The organism is Nocardia sp. NPDC004278, assembly GCF_053602975.1.
The window spans coordinates 1-17,664 of record NZ_JBSGEQ010000032.1; the positions used below are offsets into that span (position 1 = coordinate 1).

Below are 17,664 nucleotides of genomic sequence, written 5' to 3' on the forward strand. Positions count from 1 at the left end.
GTGTACCCCGAAGGGCCTTACCGCTCGACTTGCATGTGTTAAGCACGCCGCCAGCGTTCGTCCTGAGCCAGGATCAAACTCTCCGTTGAAGACTCACAATCACACCCCGAAGAGCGCAATCAAAAGTATCTAAACTAGAGTCCGAAAACCTAGCAAATCAAACGCCAGCAAAAGTATTTGCTGACTTAAATGTCCAGCCCCACCACACGGGGGTATGAGGAGCCGGAACCAAAAAATATTTGGCACTGACATTCATCGACACACTATTGAGTTCTCAAAGAACAGGCGCACGCAGGTTGACCCTAGATTCTCACTGGGGGCTTCCTGAGGCAACTTTCCCAGCCTAGCCAATCACCCGAGCAGAGTCAAGCCACTCGTCCGATCCGGTCTTGCTGGCCGTCAGGCGCTCCTCGTCCTACCTCGTTTCCCAGGCCTTTCAGCTCCGGGTCGGTGTCCGTGTCGCTCTGACTTGGATAAAGTTACGCGGCGGAGAACGCCGAGTCAAATCCGCACTACAAGCATGTCATTTCGCAGGTCAGAGGCTATCTGAGCGTCCGAAATGCGGGCTCGGGCCACCAGAATGTGACCCGAGCCACGTGATCTTTATGCGCCCGCCCGCAGTACGCCAGCGAAGTTCCGCTTGCCGCGGCGCAGCACCAGCCAACGTCCGTGCAGGTAGTCGGCATCGGCGGGGGTCCATTCGAGATCGGAGATCCGCTCGTTGTTCACCGATGCCCCGCCCTCGTTCACCGCGCGACGTGCCGCACCGCGGCTTTCCGACAGACCGGTGGCCACCAGCAGATCGACGATGGTGTTCTGGGTTCCCGGTTCGACCTCGGCGACCGCGCCCTCGACGGCGGCTTCCCGCAGCGCCGCGCCCAGCGTCACCTCATCGAGTTCATGCAGATCGGCGCGACCGAACAACGCCTGACTCGCCAACTGCACGGCACGGGTATTCGCCTCGCCGTGCACCAGATTCGTCATTTCCTCGGCCAACTTGCGTTGCGCTTCCCGAGCGTGCGGGCGTTCGGCGGTGGCCACCTCGAGCTCGGTCAGCTCTTCGCGGGAGAGGAAGGTGAACCAGCGCAGGTAGCGCACGACATCGGCGTCGGCGGTATTCACGAAGTACTGGTACCAGGCGTAGGGGCTGGTCATCTCCGGGTCCAGCCACAGGCTGCCGCCACCGGTCGACTTGCCGAACTTCTTGCCGTCGGCCGAAGTGACCAGCGGCAGGGTCAGCGCATGGACCGACGCACCGTCGATCCGGCGGTTCAGTTCGACGCCCGCGATGATGTTGCCCCACTGATCCGACCCGCCGACCTGCAGCGTGCAGCCGTACTTGCGGCGCAGCTGCAGGTAGTCGTTGGCCTGCAGCAGCATGTAGCTGAATTCGGTGTAGGAGATGCCCTCGCCGTCGAGGCGGCGCTTGATGGTGTCGCGGGCCAGCATGACATTGACCGAGAAGTGCTTGCCGATATCGCGCAGGAAGTCGATGGTCGACAGCTGGCCGGTCCAGTCCATGTTGTTGGCGATGATCGCGCCGGTGGGTGAGTCGTCGAGATCGACGAAGCGCTCCAGTTGCGAGCGGATCCGGGCCGCCCACTCCGCAACGGTGTCGGTCGAGTTCATCGCGCGCTCGCCGACGTCGCGCGGGTCGCCGATCAGGCCGGTGGCGCCACCGGCCAGCACGATCGGGCGATGGCCCGCGCGCTGGAAGCGCCGCAGCGCGAGCAGTGGGACCAGGTGTCCGGCGTGCAAACTGGCCGCAGTGGGGTCGAAACCGGCATAGAGGGTCAGCGGGCCCGCGGTCGTCGCTGCGCGCAGGGTGTCCAGGTCGGTGGACTGCGCGATCAGTCCGCGCCAGGTCAGTTCGTCGATGATGTCGCCGCTCACGCCTGCGCCTCGCTGGCGCTCGGCTCCGCCGTGCGCGCGGCGCGCTGGCACATGGTTCGCTCACTTCGTTCGCTCACGCTGTCCTATCTTTCCGCACCGGTGCCCGCGACCGGCATGCCCCTCAGTGTCACCGTGCGCCGCTGCGCAGGTCGAACGAATTTCCGGGACCACCCAGCGGCGATGAACCGGCCGCCGACAAGGCCCACGAAAGCGGGTATCGGCCGGAACACGACAACGATCGGCAGACCGAGGTCTGCCGATCGTGTGGGTTATTCGGATATTCAGCGAGCCGACAGGTCGCGCACCGCGATGATGCTGTCGCGCCGCTGCCAGGCGATCCAGACCAGCGCCGCGCCCAGCACCAGCGGGAAGGGCGCCAGGGCGGGCGCGCCGAGCAGGAACACCTGGGTCAGCGCCGCGCACACCATGGTGATGGTCAGGCCGACGGCCGCCGGGCCGTTCAGGCGGGGCACCAGCAGGCCGATGCCGCCGGAAAGCTCGACCACGCCGGTGAAGTAGCGGAACCACTGTCCCCAGCCAATGGTGTCGAAGGATTCGACCGCCGCGTGTGCGCCCAACAGCTTCGGGGCGGCGGAGGCGACGATGAGGAACAGCGCGATCAGGATCTGTACGGTCCACAGCGCGATATTCATCTTCTTGCCGGGGACGGTGGCGATCGGGGCGGCGGAGGCAATGGCGGTCATGGTGTCTTTCCTTCGGGTCGGTTGCGCCGGGTGGAGCGCGTTCAACGGATAGGACGGACACCGCGGCGAAAACTCATCGCTCGCCCCGAAGAATCCTGTCACCAGGCGTTATATCGCCTCGATCGGCGCGCGCGGGCTGCGCCGGTAGACCGAGACGGCAGGCGATGCGAGCCAGAATCGCCACGCCACATCCGCCGCACTGCTGACGCCGACCCGCGGGCCGCTGGCGATCTCGGCGGGGTCGATCGCGCCGTTGAGTTCCAGCCGGATCGGCGACGCCGGATCGAATAGCGGAATTCCGTAGTCGCTCAGCGTGATTCCCAGTGCGCTACCGAGATTGCCTGGGCCCCTTGCCAAATCGGCATCGGTGCGGGCCGCGGGGCGTCGCGCCCGCGCCGTCTCCAAGCCGGCGACCACCTCGCCGGACCGGATGAGCACTGCGCTCGCCGTGCCGTCCGGCCCGCTGGTCACGTTCACGCACATGTGCATCCCGTAGCTGAGATAGACGTACAGCACCCCGGCGGGGCCGAACATCACCGCATTGCGCTTGGTTCGCCCGCGACCGGAATGCGATGCCGGATCCGGCCATGGTCCGGCCGGATCGCCGCCGTACGCCTCGGCCTCGACGATCCGCACGCCTACCGGTCCGGCCCACAGCGTCGAGCCGAGCAGTCGCCGGGCCGCGGCGGGCGGTTCGACCGCGAGTTCCTCACTACGCACGACTCACCATTGTTCCCGACATCAAACGTAGCGGCTGTGCTGGCCGGAGCGCAGGGTGATCAGATCGTCGATGATCACCGCGGCGTAGCCGACCGCGACCAGCACCGCGAGCTGCGCCCAGGCCACCGACGCGACACCGATCGGGATGGTCGCTGCCACCGCGGCGGCAGCGATGAGCCGCGACCACGGGCGCGGCAGACCGAGGGCGAGCCGGAAGCAGAATTGGCCGAAGAAATACAGGGCGACACCGCCGGAGAGCGCCGACGCGGCCGCGATGGAGGCGGGCTCGTTGCCGTGCGCGATGGTCATATTGATGCCGGCGGCGGTGACGGTGATGCCGATGAGCAGCGGGTAGAGCGCGTAGCCGTAGGCGAGTACCGCGGGACGTGAGCGTTCCCGGTCCGGGACCGCGGCCAGCGCGAGCTCGCCGCGGTCGTCATCGATACCGAAGTACGCCCACCACAGCACATAGGCCAGGCAGAGGCCGAGCGCGACGGTGGCGACCAATAGCACGGTGAGCTTCTCCCCCGCCAGACCGACGCCGATCGCGACCACCGACTCGCCGATGGCGACGATGATCACCAACCCGTTCCGCTCGCAGAAATGGCTGGCCCGCACCACGAAATCACGGGTGTCGGCCAGATAGGGGCTGAGCACCTGCACCGCAAACGCCGCGCACCAGCACAGGTACTGCGACCATCCGTGCACGAAACCGCCCGCGAGTACGAGCGCCGCGGCGAGCGCGTTCAACGGCGCGATGCGTTTGATCGCCTGCGTAGCCGATGCGCCACCGCTGACCCAGAACAGCACGGTGTGCACGGTATTGACCAGGACGTAGCCGAGCCCGAATGCAAGGCCGGTGCCGTGGAAGGCGTCCGGGATGGCCAGCGCCAGCACGAAGAATCCGAACATGCCGATCAGCAGCAGGGTGCGGCGCTGCGAACTGTTCGGCGCCACCTCGTTGGTGAGCCAGACATATCCGCTGTACATCCACCAGATGACCCCGAACAGAACCATTACCTGCGCCAACGACGCCCACCCCGGATGGTGGGTGAAAACATGGGTCAACTGGGTGATGGTGAAAACGAAGACGAGATCGAAGAAGAGTTCCAGGGTGGAAACCCGGACCTGTCCCCCGTCCACGTCGGTTTGCGCGGTCTTGCTGTTCACGGCACGAGCGTAGAACGGTGCGCCGGGTACGGCGCGCCGAGTGGCCGGGGCTTTGCCGGAGGCGAACGGTCAGCCGTTCAGGCGGTCTCAGCCGAGCGCATCCGTCCCCATGTACAGCCCCTTGAGCTTGTTCGGGTTGACCTGGAAACGCAGGTTGTGGATGTGGCCATCGATGATGTCGTAGGTGAACGCCGCCACCGGATTTCCGTCGATGAGCGCCAGCGCGCCGAGTTCGCCATTGATATGCGCCGGTTCGAGTACGACGCCAGCGACGGTCGGCTTGGCGAGTACACCGAGAACCCAGCGGGCCACGTGGTCCGGACCGTAGAGCGGACGCCGGGCCGCAGTGACCACACCGCCGCCATCGGACCAGGAGGTCACATCGGGGGCGAGCAGATCCATCAGCGCGTTGAGATCGCCCCCGTTACAGGCGGACATGAACTGTTCGGTGATATGCGCGCGCTCGGCCTTATCGGTGTCGAAACGCGGACGACGCGATTGCACATGTGAGCGGGCCCGGTGCGCGATCTGGCGGACGGTGGCCTCGGGCTTGTCGAGGGTGTCGGCGATTTCGGCATGGCTGTAGCCGAAGACCTCACGCAGCAGGAATACTGCACGCTCCACGGGATTCAGGGTTTCCAGCACCACCAGCATCGCGGTGGAGACGGTATCGGCCAATTCGGTCTCCTCGGCGATATTCGGTGATGTCAACAGGGGTTCGGGAAGCCATGGGCCGACGTAGGTTTCGCGTTTGGCCTTGGCGGAGGTGAGCCGGTTCAACGAAAGGTTGGTGACCGTGCGCACCAGATAGGACTTGGGATGCTGGACGGTCGACTGATCGGTTTCATTCCACTTCAGCCAGGTGTCCTGAAGGATGTCCTCGGCATCGGTGACGGTGCCCAGCATCCGGTAGGCGGTGGAGAAGAGCAGCCGCCGGTGTTCGATGAAGGGATCCTGCGCGTGCGTAGCGTCAACCATTGGGCTCATGCTCCTGATCCAGGTCCGGATCTGGAAATCGAGATGTCCGGACGAACGCGACAGCCGACCCTGCCGCCCGCCTGGGATGGCGGGCGACTGATCCGGGCCGGTTCCTCATGCGGTCTGGCGAGTCGCCTTGCCACCCGTGGACAGTTGGACCGAGACCGTCATCTTCTTGCTGAGCTTGAAGCTGGGTACCGGGCTGCTGCTCACACCTTCCTTGTACAGCACCGCGGCGCGCCCGGTCAGGTAGAACCGCCCCGGAGTGTCGTCGGCCTTGGTGAACTGGATGACCGCGTCCTGGCGGCCCAGGCTGACCGGCTGGTGGAAGTAGCCGAACCGGAACGGCTGCACCGACTTACCTTTCAACTGCCGCGCAATGGCATCGGCGGTGTAGGCGGCGGTCGGCAGGCCGGACTGGCAGGTGCCGTGGATCTGCCCCCAGGCCTGGCGCACCGCGGCGGCGTCACCGATGGCGTGGACAGCGGGGTGCGAGACCGAGCGCAGGGTCGGGTCGACCACGATCAGTCCGCGTGCGTCGGTTTCGATGCCCGCCTGCGCGGCCAGCGGCGAAACCCGGACGCCGGTGGTCCACAGGGTCAGATCGGCCGAGACCAGTTCGCCATCGGCGAGTTCGACCGCATCGGGCAGCACCTTGGTGACCGCCTGGCCGATCTCGCGGGTGACGCCGAGCCGGTCGAGCGCCTTGTTCAGATAGGCGCGGGCCTTATCGCCCATCATCGCGCCCGGTTCGGTGCTGCTGATCAGTGTGACCTTCGCGCCGGGAAAGCTTTCGGCGATTTCGGCCGCCGCCTCGATACCGGTCAGACCGCCGCCGCAGACCGCGACGGTGCCGCCATTGGCCGCGACCAGTGCAAGATGTTCGGAGAAACGGTGCGCGGTGCGCGGATCGTTCAGGGTCCAGGCGTGATCGGCGGCGCCGGGCACGATGCTGGTGTCGGTGCTACTGCCCAGTGCGTAGATCAGCTCGTCGTAGCACAAGGTAGCGGTGCCGTCGAGGTAGACCCGCTGGGCCTCGGGATCGATCGAACTCACCCAGCCCTGGACGAATTCGATGCCCGAGCCAGCCAGGATCTCCGGAATCTGATTGTCGGCCAACTCCTGGCCTGCGGCCACCTGGTGCATGCGCAGCCGCTCGGTAAAGCGCGACGACGGATTGACGATGGTGATCTGCACATCGAGTTTGCGAGTCCGCCGGGCCAGCCGGATGGCGGCCAGCATGCCGGTGTAGCCCGCGCCGAGTACGACGATCCGATGCGTGGTGGGCTCACCCGTCACCCGGCCGCCACCCCTCAACGAATCGCTACGCGATGCTGTATTCATAGTTGCTCCCATGGTCGGTGTCACCGGGGCAGGTTTCTCGGTTGGTGACGACCATGGGACAAACCACCTACCTTGGACGTGACAGTCGCATGATGTGACGCGCATCACGTGCTGTTGATACCGCTGATTTAGACCTCTACCAGCGGAAACATCGGGATCAATGCTTTCCGAGCGCCTCGGTTCGGATCAACTGGAACAGGCTCGGGTTGTCGGTCGTGGTGACCACGCTGACGATCTTGCGCGCGAACAGGTCGCCCTCGGCCAGTCGCAACAGCGCCGCGGCCAGGTCGACGCGCGCGGTGTACCGGTGATCGGCATGCCCCTCGACCATCGTGTAATCGGTGACGGCGGGCAGCGCGTACAACCCACCGGGACGCACCACCGTCCATTCCAGATCGCTGGCCGCCAACAGCGCCTCCATCCGCCGCATATCGTCGTAGAGCGTCTTGCCCATGACGCGCACGACGTAGGGCTGCAGCACCCGATTGAACAGGAACCCGGCCTCCGAGTAGCGCTTCGGATCGACCGCACTCGACGAGACGACCGCGATCCGGCGCACACCGTGCCGCCGCATCGCGGCGATGATGTGGCGAATCCCCTCGGAGTAGGTGGTGATCTGCTCCTTGCTGTACGGAACGCCCAATGCGGACAACACCGCATCGGCACCGGCGACGGCGGTATCGACCGAATCCGGTTGGTGGACATCGCCACCGAAGACCGTGAGCCGACCGTGTTCGATCGGGAACTCATCCGGACGACGGGTGACCGCGACGACGTCATGCCCCGCGGCGAGGGCCTGCTCGGTCAGCAGCCGCCCGGTGGGGCCATTGGCTCCGAAAACGATGATGCGCATGACTTACTCCTGATGTTCGATATGCCTTCGACGCCGATCCATCCGAGCGTCGTATCATATGGAAACCATAACAACTAGTTTTAGAGTCATACAATATGGCAGACGCAACAAGGCGGAGGCGCGGCGTCATCGGCAATCGGCCAAGGCGTCGCTGCGCGATCTCAACATCCAGCTGTCGCTGCTCAACCGGCAGTTCGGCACGAAGACGGCACTCGAGGACGCCGACTGGAACTGCCTGGACCTGATCAACCGGCACGGCCCGCTCAGCCCGGGCGCCCTGGCCCGGCTGGCCGGAATGCATCCGGCGACCATGACCGGCGTGCTCGATCGCCTGCAGCGCGGGGGCTTCATCACCCGGGAACGCGATCCCGAAGCCACCGACCGCCGCGCCGTCACCATGCGTGCCACCCGGTACCGCAACCCGGAGCTCACCGCATGCTCTCGGGCATGAACAGCCGCATGGACGATCTGTGCGATCGCTACTCCGAGGCCGAACTGGATCTGATCGCGGATTTCCTGCGCCGCACCGCCGCGGCCGGGTACGACGCGGCCACCGAACTCGCCGACGACTGACCCACCGGAATCAGGGAAGAAATCGGGATGCTCCCGGATGTGGGCGGGTAGCGCCGATCCCTACCGTCGTCGCATGTCTTCGGTTTCCCGGCCGCGCTGGCTGCGGCGGTTGCTCCTGATTGTCGCGGCGTTCGCAACGGTATCGCTGCTCTCGGTCGGCGGCTGCGTCACGTGGGTGTATCACAGCGCGGTCGTATCCACAGTCGGCAGTACCGATTTCAGCAATGAGCTCGCGATCCCGCCGCTGTCCCAGTCCCGGATCCGAGAAGATGGCACCCGCGTGTTCGAACTCGATATGCGCTCGGGGCGAAGGGAATTCCGTCCAGGGCAAGCCACCGAGACATGGGGGTTCAACGGCGACTATCTCGGGCCGACGCTGCGGGCCCGACGCGGCGAACGGGTGGAAGTCGAAGTTCGGAACAAACTTTCGGAGCCGTCGACCGTGCACTGGCACGGCATGCATCTGCCGGCCGCGATGGACGGCGGACCGCATCAGATGGTGCAGGCCGGTGGCATGTGGACACCGCAGTGGACCGTGGATCAGCCCGCGGCGACACTCTGGTACCACCCACATCCGCACGGCGCAACCGAACAGCACGTCCGGCATGGGCTCGCGGGCATGTTCCTGCTCGATGACGAGGTGTCCGAAGGGCTTTCGTTGCCGAAGAACTATGGCGTCGACGATCTGCCCATCATTGTCCAGGACGTGAAATTCCGTGGGAACCAGCTCGATTCGTCTCATGGCATATTCCGCGATATCGGTTTCCTCGGCGACCGGACCATGGTGAACGGCACCCTGACGCCGTATCGGAATGTCGGCGACGAACTCGTGCGGTTGCGGTTACTCAATGCGTCGACCGCGCGGGTCTACACCTTCGGGTTCGCCGACGACCGCCGATTCTCGCTGGTCGCCACCGACGGCGGCCTGCTGGAACGCCCCTTCGCGCTGGACCGGGTGCGATTGTCGCCGGGCGAGCGCGCCGAGATCGTGGTCCGGGTGCGACCGGGTGAGCGGACGGTGCTGCGCAGTACGAAACTCGATGCGGGGCTGGACTTCTGGGCGCAGCGCTTCGCAGGCGGTGACGACAGCTTCGACATCGTCGAGTTGCGCGCGGCGCCGACACTGCGGCCCTCGCCCGAAATGCCGGTGGCACTGGCACATCCGTCGACCCCCGACGGTTCCGACTCGGTGACCGAACGCAACTTCGAGCTGCAGTTGAGCGGAATCAACGGCAAGCCGATGGCAATGGACCGAATCGATTTCACCGTCACCAGGGGTACGGCCGAGACCTGGACGGTGCACAACAGCGACGGCATGCCGCACAACTTCCACATCCACGATGTGCAGTTCCGAGTCCTCGAACTGAACGGCGCGCCGCCGCCGGATGCGTTGACCGGACCGAAGGACACCATTTTCCTGCCACCCAACGCGCGGGCGAAAATCGCGCTGCGGTTCGACGGACCCGCCGATCCGAACTCGCCGTACATGTATCACTGCCATCTGCTCTGGCATGAGGACCAGGGCATGATGGGCCAGTTTGCCGTGGTCGAGCCGGGACAGTCGGCCGGAACTCCGGCACATAACCAAAGCCATCACTAGACGCGAAGCCCGCGGCGCGCTAAATTCATCACACAGTGAATTCAACACCCGATGAATTGAGGCGTCTCATGACGGACCTGCACTCATCTCCCGCTGTAGAGGTACGCAACCTCTGCGTGCGCCGCGGCGGCCGCGAAGTTCTGCACGATATTTCGCTGACGATTCCGCGCGGCTCCATCACCGGACTGCTCGGACCGTCCGGATGCGGCAAGACCACCCTCATGCGCAGCATTGTCGGCACCCAGATCGTGGAATCCGGTGAGGTCTCGGCGCTCGGCATTCCGGCGGGCGCGGCGGAACTGCGGCGCCGGATCGGCTACGTGACCCAGGCGCCGAGCATCTACCCGGATATCAGCGTGCGCGAGAACGTCGCCTACTACGCCGCGCTCTACGGCCGCGACCGCGATGACACCGACGAGGCCATCGCCGCGGTCGGCCTGCTCGAAAATGCCCGTCAGCGCGGTGACGAACTGTCCGGCGGCCAGCAGACCCGCGCCTCACTGGCCTGCGCACTGGTCGCGCAGCCCGAGGTGCTGATCATGGACGAGCCGACGGTCGGTCTGGATCCCGTGCTGCGCGTCGATCTGTGGAAGCAGTTCCACGAATTGGCCGCGAACGGGACAACGCTCCTGGTGTCCAGCCACGTGATGGACGAAGCCGAGCACTGCGACAAACTACTGCTGCTGCGCGAAGGCAAACTCCTCGCCCAACTCAGCCCCGACGAACTGCGCACCGAAACCGGTGAACAGAACCTCGAACAAGCATTCCTCACCCTGATCACGATGGGACGTGCGGCATGACTACCACCCTCGTACCCCCACGCCGGACGCCGACGCTGCGGCCGTACGCCGCGACAACCGGGCGCATCCTGCGCCAGTTGCGCAACGACCACCGCACTGTCGCAATGATTCTCGTGGTTCCGGCCGTGCTGATGACACTGTTGTACTTCATCTACCAAAACGCCCCGGCCAATCCGCTCAACCCGGTGCCGATCTTCGACCGCGTCGGCATCAGCATGCTCGGTATCCTGCCGTTCATCGTCATGTTCATCATCACCGCGATCGCCATGCAGCGCGAACGCACTACCGGCACGCTGGAGCGGCTGCTGACGACGCCACTGTCGAAGCTCGATCTACTCGCCGGGTACGGCACCGCCTTCTCGGTGGCCGCGGCCGCACAGGCGGCGGTGGCCTGTCTGGTCTCCTTCGGTCTGCTCGGCCTGAACGCGGCGGGCAGTCCGGCCTGGGTGGTGGTGATCGCGATGGTCGACGCGATCTGCGGTGTGGCGCTCGGTCTATTGGCAAGTGCCTTCGCGCGCACCGAATTCCAGGCCGTGCAGTTCGTTCCGGTGGTGGTCGCACCGCAGATCTTCCTGTGCGGGCTACTCGTTCCGCGCGGGCAACTGCCGGGCTGGCTGGAGGCGATCAGCAATGTGATGCCGTTGAGTTACGCGGTCGATGCGCTGCAACAGGTTTCGACACATCCGGAGGTCACCGGGCAGATGGTCCGGGATGTGCTGGTCGTCGCCGGATTCGCCATTGTCGCGCTATGCCTCGGCGCGGCCACCCTACGGCGGCGGACCGCGTGACCGAGGCGACCAACGGCGATCGCGGCACCCGCTCCGGGCGTCGGCCAGGACAATCCGGCGCCCGCGAGGCGATCCTGTCCGCCGCCCGCACCCGCTTCGCCGAGGGCGGTTTCGATAAGACCTCGATCCGTGCCGTCGCCGCCGACGCCGGGGTCGATCCGGCATTGGTCCACCACTACTTCGGGACGAAACAGCAGCTGTTCGCCGCGGTGGTCGAGCTGCCGGTCGATCCGGAGGCGACGCTGCGCCGGATCGATGTCGCACCGCTGGATCGGCTGGGGGAGACCATTATCGGCTCGGTGGTCGCGGTATGGGACTCCCCCGCCGGTCCCGGGGTGGTCGCGGTGGTGCGCAGTATTCTCGCGGGCGGTGACGACGCGCTGGCCAGGACCTTTGTGCTGGATATCGTGCTCGAACGGGTGCGGGTGCGGATCGCGACGCCCGAGGATGACGGCCGAGCCCGGGTCGCTCTGGTCGGCACCCAGATGATCGGGGTGCTGGTCGCGCGCAAGATTCTCGAAATCGAGCCGCTGGCGTCCATGCCGCTGGCCGATCTCGTCGCCGCGGTGGGGCCTACTCTCCAGCGCTATCTCACCGGTGAAATCGATACCGCCACAACATGATCGGCGTTCAGCGGGTACCGGCCGAGTTGGCGCCCGCTCGGCGGATCGCTGCCATCGTTGTGCGGGTCATACGAACGCCCGGTGGCACCCGCGATGGTGTGCCATCGAGCGCATGCCCGATCAGGCGTCGGCGTGCTGACTGGTGAAGGCGGTGTGCTCCGCGTCGGTGACATCGCGGGCCTCATCGATCAGCAACACCGGGATGCCGTTCTCGATCGGGTAGGCGCGGCGCAGGCGTGGGTTGTAGAGCGCGGTGGCGCCCTTGTCATCGCGGACCAACAGCAGCGGACCCTTGTCCTGCGGGCAGGCGAGCAGGCTCAACAGTGTGGCGTCCAAGGCGGTTTCCTCCGGCATGATCGATAACTTACCCGTCGCCTAGAACGGCTCCGCACCGGAACCGGCCGATGGCGACGGCTCCCGCCGGAACGAGATGTAGCGATGACCGAAATAGCTGGCGATCGCGACAAGTCCCATCACCACCACCGCCGACGGCTTACTCGGCAGGTGCAGTACCGAGACGGCCAGCGACAGCAACGCCATATTCATCAGCAGGCCACCGGAATTCACGCCGACGAACCGGAGGAAATCACGGATCACGTGGCCGCGCACCCGGAAAACCAACGTCCGATGCAGTACGAATGCGATCACGATGCTGATGGCGTAAGCCAGGACCACCGCGACCGCGGGTGGCACGCTCGCGCCGAGGATCGCCAACCACATGACGGTCAGCCCCATCCCCAGCGCGGTATTCACGACGCCGACGGCCGCGAACGCGATCTCCTGCCGCTTGACGATGCGCAGCAGCGGTCCCAGGTCCTCGGACTCCGCTGGCCTCGGCACCACCGCCTTCGCGGCGTCCGAGCCCACCGGATCTCCCGCGCCCGCATTCACCGAATTCGCCGCACCCGTGGTCACCGGATCGCGTCTGCCAGATCGGGCTGGGCCGTCGCCGGTTCCGGCGTCTCCGCATCCGCGGTCGCCAGGTCGGCGGGCTCGTCATCGGGCCGCCGACTCCGCAGATACAGCCACTGCAGCACACCCAGTCCGGCCAGGCCGAGCACCGCGGTAGCGCCGCCGATCTTCCAGCCGGGCGGACGCCAGCTCAAGACCAGGTCGCCGTTCTTGGTACCGGCCGGAACATCCACGGTCACAAAGATTTTCGCGACCACCCTGATCGGAATGTCCCTACCGTCCAGCGTCACCCGGTAGCCCGGCCAGCCGAGCCGCGCGAAGACGACCTGCCCGCCGTTCTCCGAATTCACCCGCACCCGGCTGGTCATATCCGATTCCGAGACCGACGTGGCGGTCACGCCCGTCGTATCGGCGACCCGGCCGTTCTGGGTGGAGACCAGCCCGTTCTCGCGCTCGAGCACCGCGATATAGCGCTCATGGCCCGGGTAGTCGACCCACTTCCAGCCGGGCGGCGCGGGTTGGTTGCGTGCATCCGGGTACAGCGCTCGTTGCAGCACCACCCGGTCCACCTTCATCAGATCGACGATGGTCCGGCCGGTGGTCGGTTCGGTCGCGAACGCGCGGCGATAGGCATCCGGGCAGACACTGGTATCCCAGCGCATGCAGAGCATGTCGCCGAACCAATAGTGCCCGTTCGGGGTGTAGCCGCTGACGTAGGTCAGCTCGAGATCCTTGGCGTAGTTACCGAATACCAGCGATCCGTACGCGCCCTGCAGTGTGCGCTCATTGGGCTGGATCAGTCCGCGATCAGCGAGTTGCAGTGTGGTGCCGGGGAATTTGGGGAAGGCGCGCTTCATCTCGGCGCGGTTCTCCGGCAGGTTCCAGCTCATCGGCGTCGGCTGCACCATATTCACCTGGAGGAATGCGATCGGGAACACCGCAACGACGGCCAACGCGCAAGCCGCGGCCGTCCCCCGGTTGCGGCCGAGCCACACCACAGCGGCTCCGAGCGCCGCGACGGCGGCCACCGAGACCAGATGCCAGCCGATGCGGTGCGGATCCGCCGAGAAGGTCCGCGCGAGTAGCAGTCCGAGCAGCAGCGCACCGGCAATGCCGCGCCGCCGCCAGTCCGTGAAGGTGGCATAGCGCCCGAGCAGCACGCACACCAGCACCAGCAGTCCGAGCGCCAGCATCGGCAGCACCCGGGCGGGCCAGCGCAGCGGGCCGATGGTGCCGGGTCCGGCGGTCCACATCAGCGCCATGATTGCGACCAACGCAGGCGCGGTCAGCTCGCGCGCGCCCGCGCGCGCCTTACCCCAATCGACGAAGGCCAGCGCCGGAATCAGGAACCACGCGATGTACACCACCGGCAGTGGTTGGATGTAGCCCCACCAGGAACTGTAGGCGGGCATGGTGGTCGGCAGGCTGGCGTTCAGCGACTCCGACCAGGGCACGGTCAGGAACTGGTCGTTATTGATCTGGGAGGTGCCGCGCCAGGTCACCTTTGCCGAGAGCATGCTCGGCAGATAGGTCGCGAGCCCGGCGAGCGCCGCGAAACCGGCCACCGTCAGCAGCCGCAGCGCGGGCTGCCACTTCTTCTGATAGACCAGTTCGCCGACCGCCACCGCGCCGATCATCAGCCCGGCCTCCACGGCCGGGAAGATGTACTGCACCGAAATGGCCAGATACAGAAAGACGAATGTCGGAATCGGACCGCTGCGGCCGCGTGCGTACCTGACACCGGAGGCCCAGGCGTGCACCATCCATGCGGTGCCGGTGAAGGCGGTGAACCAACTCGCCTCGTCGAAGAACAGCAGCCACCCGGTGAACGGAATCGAGACACCCGCGACCGCCGCCCACGCCGGCTTCGCGCCATAGACGAGGCAGATCCGGTACACGCCGAGGCCGAGGATGACCGCGAAGATCAGTTTGACCACGGTGGCGTACAGCGCGAGGTTATCGACCGAAGGCGCGATCAGATCGATCAGCAGCTGCGGCGGATTGAGCAGACCCGCCTCTTCGATCGTGTAATTGCCCGCCATCCAATGCTCGGGGACCAGCGCGGGCAGCTGTCCGTCGCGCAGCTGCCGCCCGAGCATCACCCATAGCGGGGCGTACTGCGATTCCGTGTCGTCGGTGTAGAAATGCCGGACGTTGGCCAGCAGTACCGCAACATATCCCGCGATCACCCCGAGCGCGGTAATGATGCCCCATTTGTACACGTCCCGCGGGGCAGGGACGCTACTTTCCACCACGAGTTCCAGACCCTACAGTGCAACACCGTTCGCTCGCATCGCCCGCTGGCCCGTGGCCCGAATCCGGTCGGCTCCGAACATGATCAGCGGGCCGACTGGGCGCGGTGGGCACCATGTTAGAGTTCACGACGGCTCGGGCTCAGCACCAGCGACGAGTACCGGCACGCACCGTCATCGAAAGTCGATCTCGCCAATGCCGATTCCCACCGCACGTACGCCCCGGCCGGTTCCGGGGACATCGAGCGAGCGTCCGTTTGCCCGGTCCCAGAGCGGCCACCGGCACTCGGTCTCCGTCGTCGTGCCCGTCTACCGGGGCGAGGACACGATCGCCGCGCTCGTCGCCGAACTCGACAAGTTCGCCGAGCCGACCATCACACCCGATGGCACCACCTTCATCGTCGACGAGATCATCCTGGTCCACGACAACGGCCCGGACCGCTCCGATGTCGTCATGCAGCAGCTCGAGCAGACCTACGAGCAAGTCAGGGCGGTGTGGCTGAGCCGCAACTTCGGCCAGGACGCCGCGACCATCGCCGGGATGGCGGCCGCGCGCGGCGAGTGGATCGTCACGATGGACGAGGACGGTCAGCACGATCCCGCCTTCATCGCAACCTTCCTGGACGCAGCGCTGGCCGAACGCGCCGACCTGGTCTACTCCAAGCCGACCAACACCCGCCCGCACGGCTTCCTGCGCAACCTCACCTCGCGCGGCGCGAAGATCGTACTCGCCACCATCTTCGCCTTCCCGGATTCGACACGGTTCGAGAGCTTCCGGCTGATCCGCGGCGATATCGGCCGTCAGCTCGCCGAGGTCGCCGCCAACGGCGCCTACCTGGATGTGGCTCTGACCTGGGTGGTCGGCAATACCGTCTCGGTGCCGGTGCTGTTGCGCGCCGAGGGCCGCGAGGAGTCCGGATACAACTATCGGCGGCTGTTCTCGCTGTTCTGGAAGATGGTGCTGTGCAGCGGAACTCGCGGCCTGCGGCTGGTCAGCCTGCTCGGCGGCACGCTGGCGCTTGCGGGCGGGATCATGGCAGCGGTGATAATCGTCCAGAAGCTGGCGGGCCATAACAACGATCCCGAGGGTTGGGCCTCGATGATCGTGGTCATGCTGCTGTGTTCGGGCGCGATCCTGTTCTCGCTCGGCCTCATCGCCGAATATCTCGGTGTGGCACTACACATTCTGGTCGGTAAGCCGCTCTATCTGACCGTGGACTCACCCACTCCGCGCCCGGCTACCATCGAGGCGCCGGACACGACCCATCGAGTCACCGACGCGGTACCGGCAGCCGCGGGTGAGAAGGGCAAAGGGGAGTGAACGAGCGCATCATCTTCAGTAGGCCGTTCCGCGCTGGCCGCGAGCTGGCGAACATCGAGGCCGTACTCGGCTCGGACCACAGCCATGGCGACGGCAAGTTCACCGCGTCCGCGACGGCCAAGCTGAAGGACATCACCGGGGCACCGCACGCGCTACTGACCACCTCCTGCACGCATGCCCTGGAATTGGCCGCGCTGCTGCTCGAACTCGGACCCGACGATGAAGTGATCGTGCCGAGCTTCGCCTTCACCTCGGCGGCCACCTCGATGGCGCTGCGCGGTGCGACGTGCGTCTTCGTCGATATCGATGAGGCGAGCGGCAATATCGACCCGGAGTCGGTCGCCGCGGCGATCACCGACCGGACCAAGGCGGTCGTGGTCATGCACTACGGCGGTGTCGCCGCCGATATGGCGCGACTGCTCGCGCTCACCGAGCAGCACGGCATCGCGCTCATCGAGGACAATGCGCACGGCCTCGGCGGCACCTGGCGCGGTCGCCAACTCGGCACCATCGGCACGCTGGGCACCCAGAGCTTCCACGACACCAAGAATGTGCACTGCGGTGAGGGTGGCGCGCTGCTGCTCTCCGACGAGATCCTGATGGGCCGCGCGGAGATCATGCGGGAGAAGGGCACCAACCGGGCCCGCTTCCTACGCGGTCAGGTCGACAAATACTCCTGGCAGGACATCGGTTCCAGCTATCTGCCCAGCGAACTGAACGCGGCCGTACTCGACGCGCAGCTCGATGAATTCGACGCGATCCAGGTGCAGCGCCACCGGGTGTGGGACACCTACGCCACACAACTGCCGGACTGGGCCGAACGCACGGGCGCGCGGCTGATGACGGTGCCCGAGGATCGGGAACACACCGCGCACATGTTCTTCCTGCAGATGCCGAGCGAAGAGTCACGTGACGGGCTCATCCGGCATCTCGCCGCGCAGGGCATCGTCGCCCCGTTCCACTACATCCCGCTGGATTCCAGTCCGGCCGGACTGAAGTACGGGCGGACACCGGTGCCGTGCACGCGCAGCGCGCGGTTCTCCTCGACGATTCTGCGGCTGCCGCTGTGGCCGATGCTGACCGAGGCTCAGCTCGGTCGCGTGGTCGAGGCCGTCACCGCCTATAGCCCGTAA

General features: G+C 66.0%; 18 protein-coding genes and 1 rRNA gene. 8 read left to right on the top strand and 11 right to left on the bottom strand.

Features of this window, described 5'->3' with window-relative positions:
• The 8 genes from ACWEO2_RS34455 to ACWEO2_RS34490 all read right to left on the bottom strand — a co-directional run.
• A 16S ribosomal RNA gene (locus ACWEO2_RS34455) occupies positions 1-89 on the bottom strand; the annotation flags it as partial.
• A gap of 514 nt (positions 90-603) precedes the next feature.
• Complete coding sequence (tyrS, locus tag ACWEO2_RS34460) at positions 604-1,893, bottom strand: tyrosine--tRNA ligase (protein ID WP_452409181.1); 1,290 nt, start codon at positions 1,891-1,893, stop codon at positions 604-606.
• A 281-nt stretch (positions 1,894-2,174) separates the two neighbouring features.
• Positions 2,175-2,597 carry a DoxX family protein gene (locus ACWEO2_RS34465; protein WP_354961366.1) on the bottom strand — a complete coding sequence of 141 codons (423 nt, stop codon included), beginning with the start codon at positions 2,595-2,597 and terminating at the stop codon, positions 2,175-2,177.
• Between the two features lie 108 nt (positions 2,598-2,705).
• On the bottom strand, positions 2,706-3,317 hold the full coding sequence (locus ACWEO2_RS34470) for a DNA-3-methyladenine glycosylase (RefSeq protein ID WP_452409182.1): 612 nt from the start codon (positions 3,315-3,317) through the stop codon (positions 2,706-2,708).
• 21 nt (positions 3,318-3,338) lie between these two features.
• Entirely contained in the window at positions 3,339-4,487 is a 1,149-nt protein-coding gene (locus tag ACWEO2_RS34475) for a low temperature requirement protein A (RefSeq protein WP_452409183.1), read from the bottom strand.
• An 87-nt stretch (positions 4,488-4,574) separates the two neighbouring features.
• On the bottom strand, positions 4,575-5,465 hold the full coding sequence (locus tag ACWEO2_RS34480; RefSeq protein ID WP_452409184.1) for an RNA polymerase sigma-70 factor: 891 nt from the start codon (positions 5,463-5,465) through the stop codon (positions 4,575-4,577).
• A 114-nt stretch (positions 5,466-5,579) separates the two neighbouring features.
• Entirely contained in the window at positions 5,580-6,809 is a 1,230-nt protein-coding gene (locus tag ACWEO2_RS34485) for an NAD(P)/FAD-dependent oxidoreductase (protein WP_452409185.1), read from the bottom strand.
• 157 nt (positions 6,810-6,966) lie between these two features.
• Positions 6,967-7,662 (bottom strand): NAD(P)-dependent oxidoreductase, encoded by a 696-nt coding sequence (locus tag ACWEO2_RS34490; protein WP_452409186.1) that lies wholly within the window; start codon positions 7,660-7,662, stop codon positions 6,967-6,969.
• 58 nt (positions 7,663-7,720) lie between these two features.
• Here ACWEO2_RS34490 and ACWEO2_RS34495 point away from each other — a divergent pair, with 58 nt between their 5' ends.
• The 6 genes from ACWEO2_RS34495 to ACWEO2_RS34520 all read left to right on the top strand — a co-directional run bounded on the left by ACWEO2_RS34495 (position 7,721) and on the right by ACWEO2_RS34520 (position 12,046).
• Entirely contained in the window at positions 7,721-8,113 is a 393-nt protein-coding gene (locus ACWEO2_RS34495) for a MarR family transcriptional regulator (protein WP_452409187.1), read from the top strand.
• Positions 8,110-8,235 carry a hypothetical protein gene (locus ACWEO2_RS34500; protein ID WP_452409188.1) on the top strand — a complete coding sequence of 42 codons (126 nt, stop codon included), beginning with the start codon at positions 8,110-8,112 and terminating at the stop codon, positions 8,233-8,235. Before ACWEO2_RS34495 ends, ACWEO2_RS34500 begins: the two co-directional genes overlap by 4 nt.
• Before the next feature lie 73 nt (positions 8,236-8,308).
• The gene (locus tag ACWEO2_RS34505; protein ID WP_452409189.1) at positions 8,309-9,835 is read left to right on the top strand and encodes a multicopper oxidase family protein; all 1,527 of its coding nucleotides are present in this window, start codon (positions 8,309-8,311) and stop codon (positions 9,833-9,835) included.
• Between the two features lie 68 nt (positions 9,836-9,903).
• Positions 9,904-10,635 (top strand): ABC transporter ATP-binding protein, encoded by a 732-nt coding sequence (locus ACWEO2_RS34510; protein ID WP_452409190.1) that lies wholly within the window; start codon positions 9,904-9,906, stop codon positions 10,633-10,635.
• Positions 10,632-11,423 carry an ABC transporter permease gene (locus tag ACWEO2_RS34515; protein ID WP_452409191.1) on the top strand — a complete coding sequence of 264 codons (792 nt, stop codon included), beginning with the start codon at positions 10,632-10,634 and terminating at the stop codon, positions 11,421-11,423. Before ACWEO2_RS34510 ends, ACWEO2_RS34515 begins: the two co-directional genes overlap by 4 nt.
• Positions 11,420-12,046 (top strand): TetR/AcrR family transcriptional regulator, encoded by a 627-nt coding sequence (locus ACWEO2_RS34520; RefSeq protein WP_452409192.1) that lies wholly within the window; start codon positions 11,420-11,422, stop codon positions 12,044-12,046. The genes ACWEO2_RS34515 and ACWEO2_RS34520 overlap by 4 nt, the downstream gene beginning before the upstream one ends.
• A 120-nt stretch (positions 12,047-12,166) precedes the next feature.
• Here ACWEO2_RS34520 and ACWEO2_RS34525 read toward each other — a convergent pair whose 3' ends face one another.
• From ACWEO2_RS34525 to ACWEO2_RS34535, 3 genes are read right to left on the bottom strand one after another with little or no spacing between them, the layout of a single operon-like run.
• Positions 12,167-12,400, bottom strand: a complete 234-nt coding sequence (locus ACWEO2_RS34525) for a Trm112 family protein (protein ID WP_354961354.1) — start codon at positions 12,398-12,400, stop codon at positions 12,167-12,169.
• A gap of 21 nt (positions 12,401-12,421) precedes the next feature.
• The gene (locus ACWEO2_RS34530) at positions 12,422-12,961 is read right to left on the bottom strand and encodes a GtrA family protein (RefSeq protein WP_452409193.1); all 540 of its coding nucleotides are present in this window, start codon (positions 12,959-12,961) and stop codon (positions 12,422-12,424) included.
• A complete protein-coding gene (locus tag ACWEO2_RS34535; protein ID WP_452409265.1) occupies positions 12,958-15,180 on the bottom strand; it encodes a hypothetical protein in 2,223 nt (740 codons plus the stop codon). The genes ACWEO2_RS34530 and ACWEO2_RS34535 overlap by 4 nt, the downstream gene beginning before the upstream one ends.
• A gap of 226 nt (positions 15,181-15,406) precedes the next feature.
• Here ACWEO2_RS34535 and ACWEO2_RS34540 point away from each other — a divergent pair, with 226 nt between their 5' ends.
• Both ACWEO2_RS34540 and rffA read left to right on the top strand, forming a co-directional pair.
• Complete coding sequence (locus tag ACWEO2_RS34540; RefSeq protein WP_452409194.1) at positions 15,407-16,531, top strand: glycosyltransferase; 1,125 nt, start codon at positions 15,407-15,409, stop codon at positions 16,529-16,531.
• Positions 16,528-17,664, top strand: coding sequence for a dTDP-4-amino-4,6-dideoxygalactose transaminase (gene rffA / locus ACWEO2_RS34545; protein WP_452409195.1), 1,137 nt, complete (start codon positions 16,528-16,530; stop codon positions 17,662-17,664). Before ACWEO2_RS34540 ends, rffA begins: the two co-directional genes overlap by 4 nt.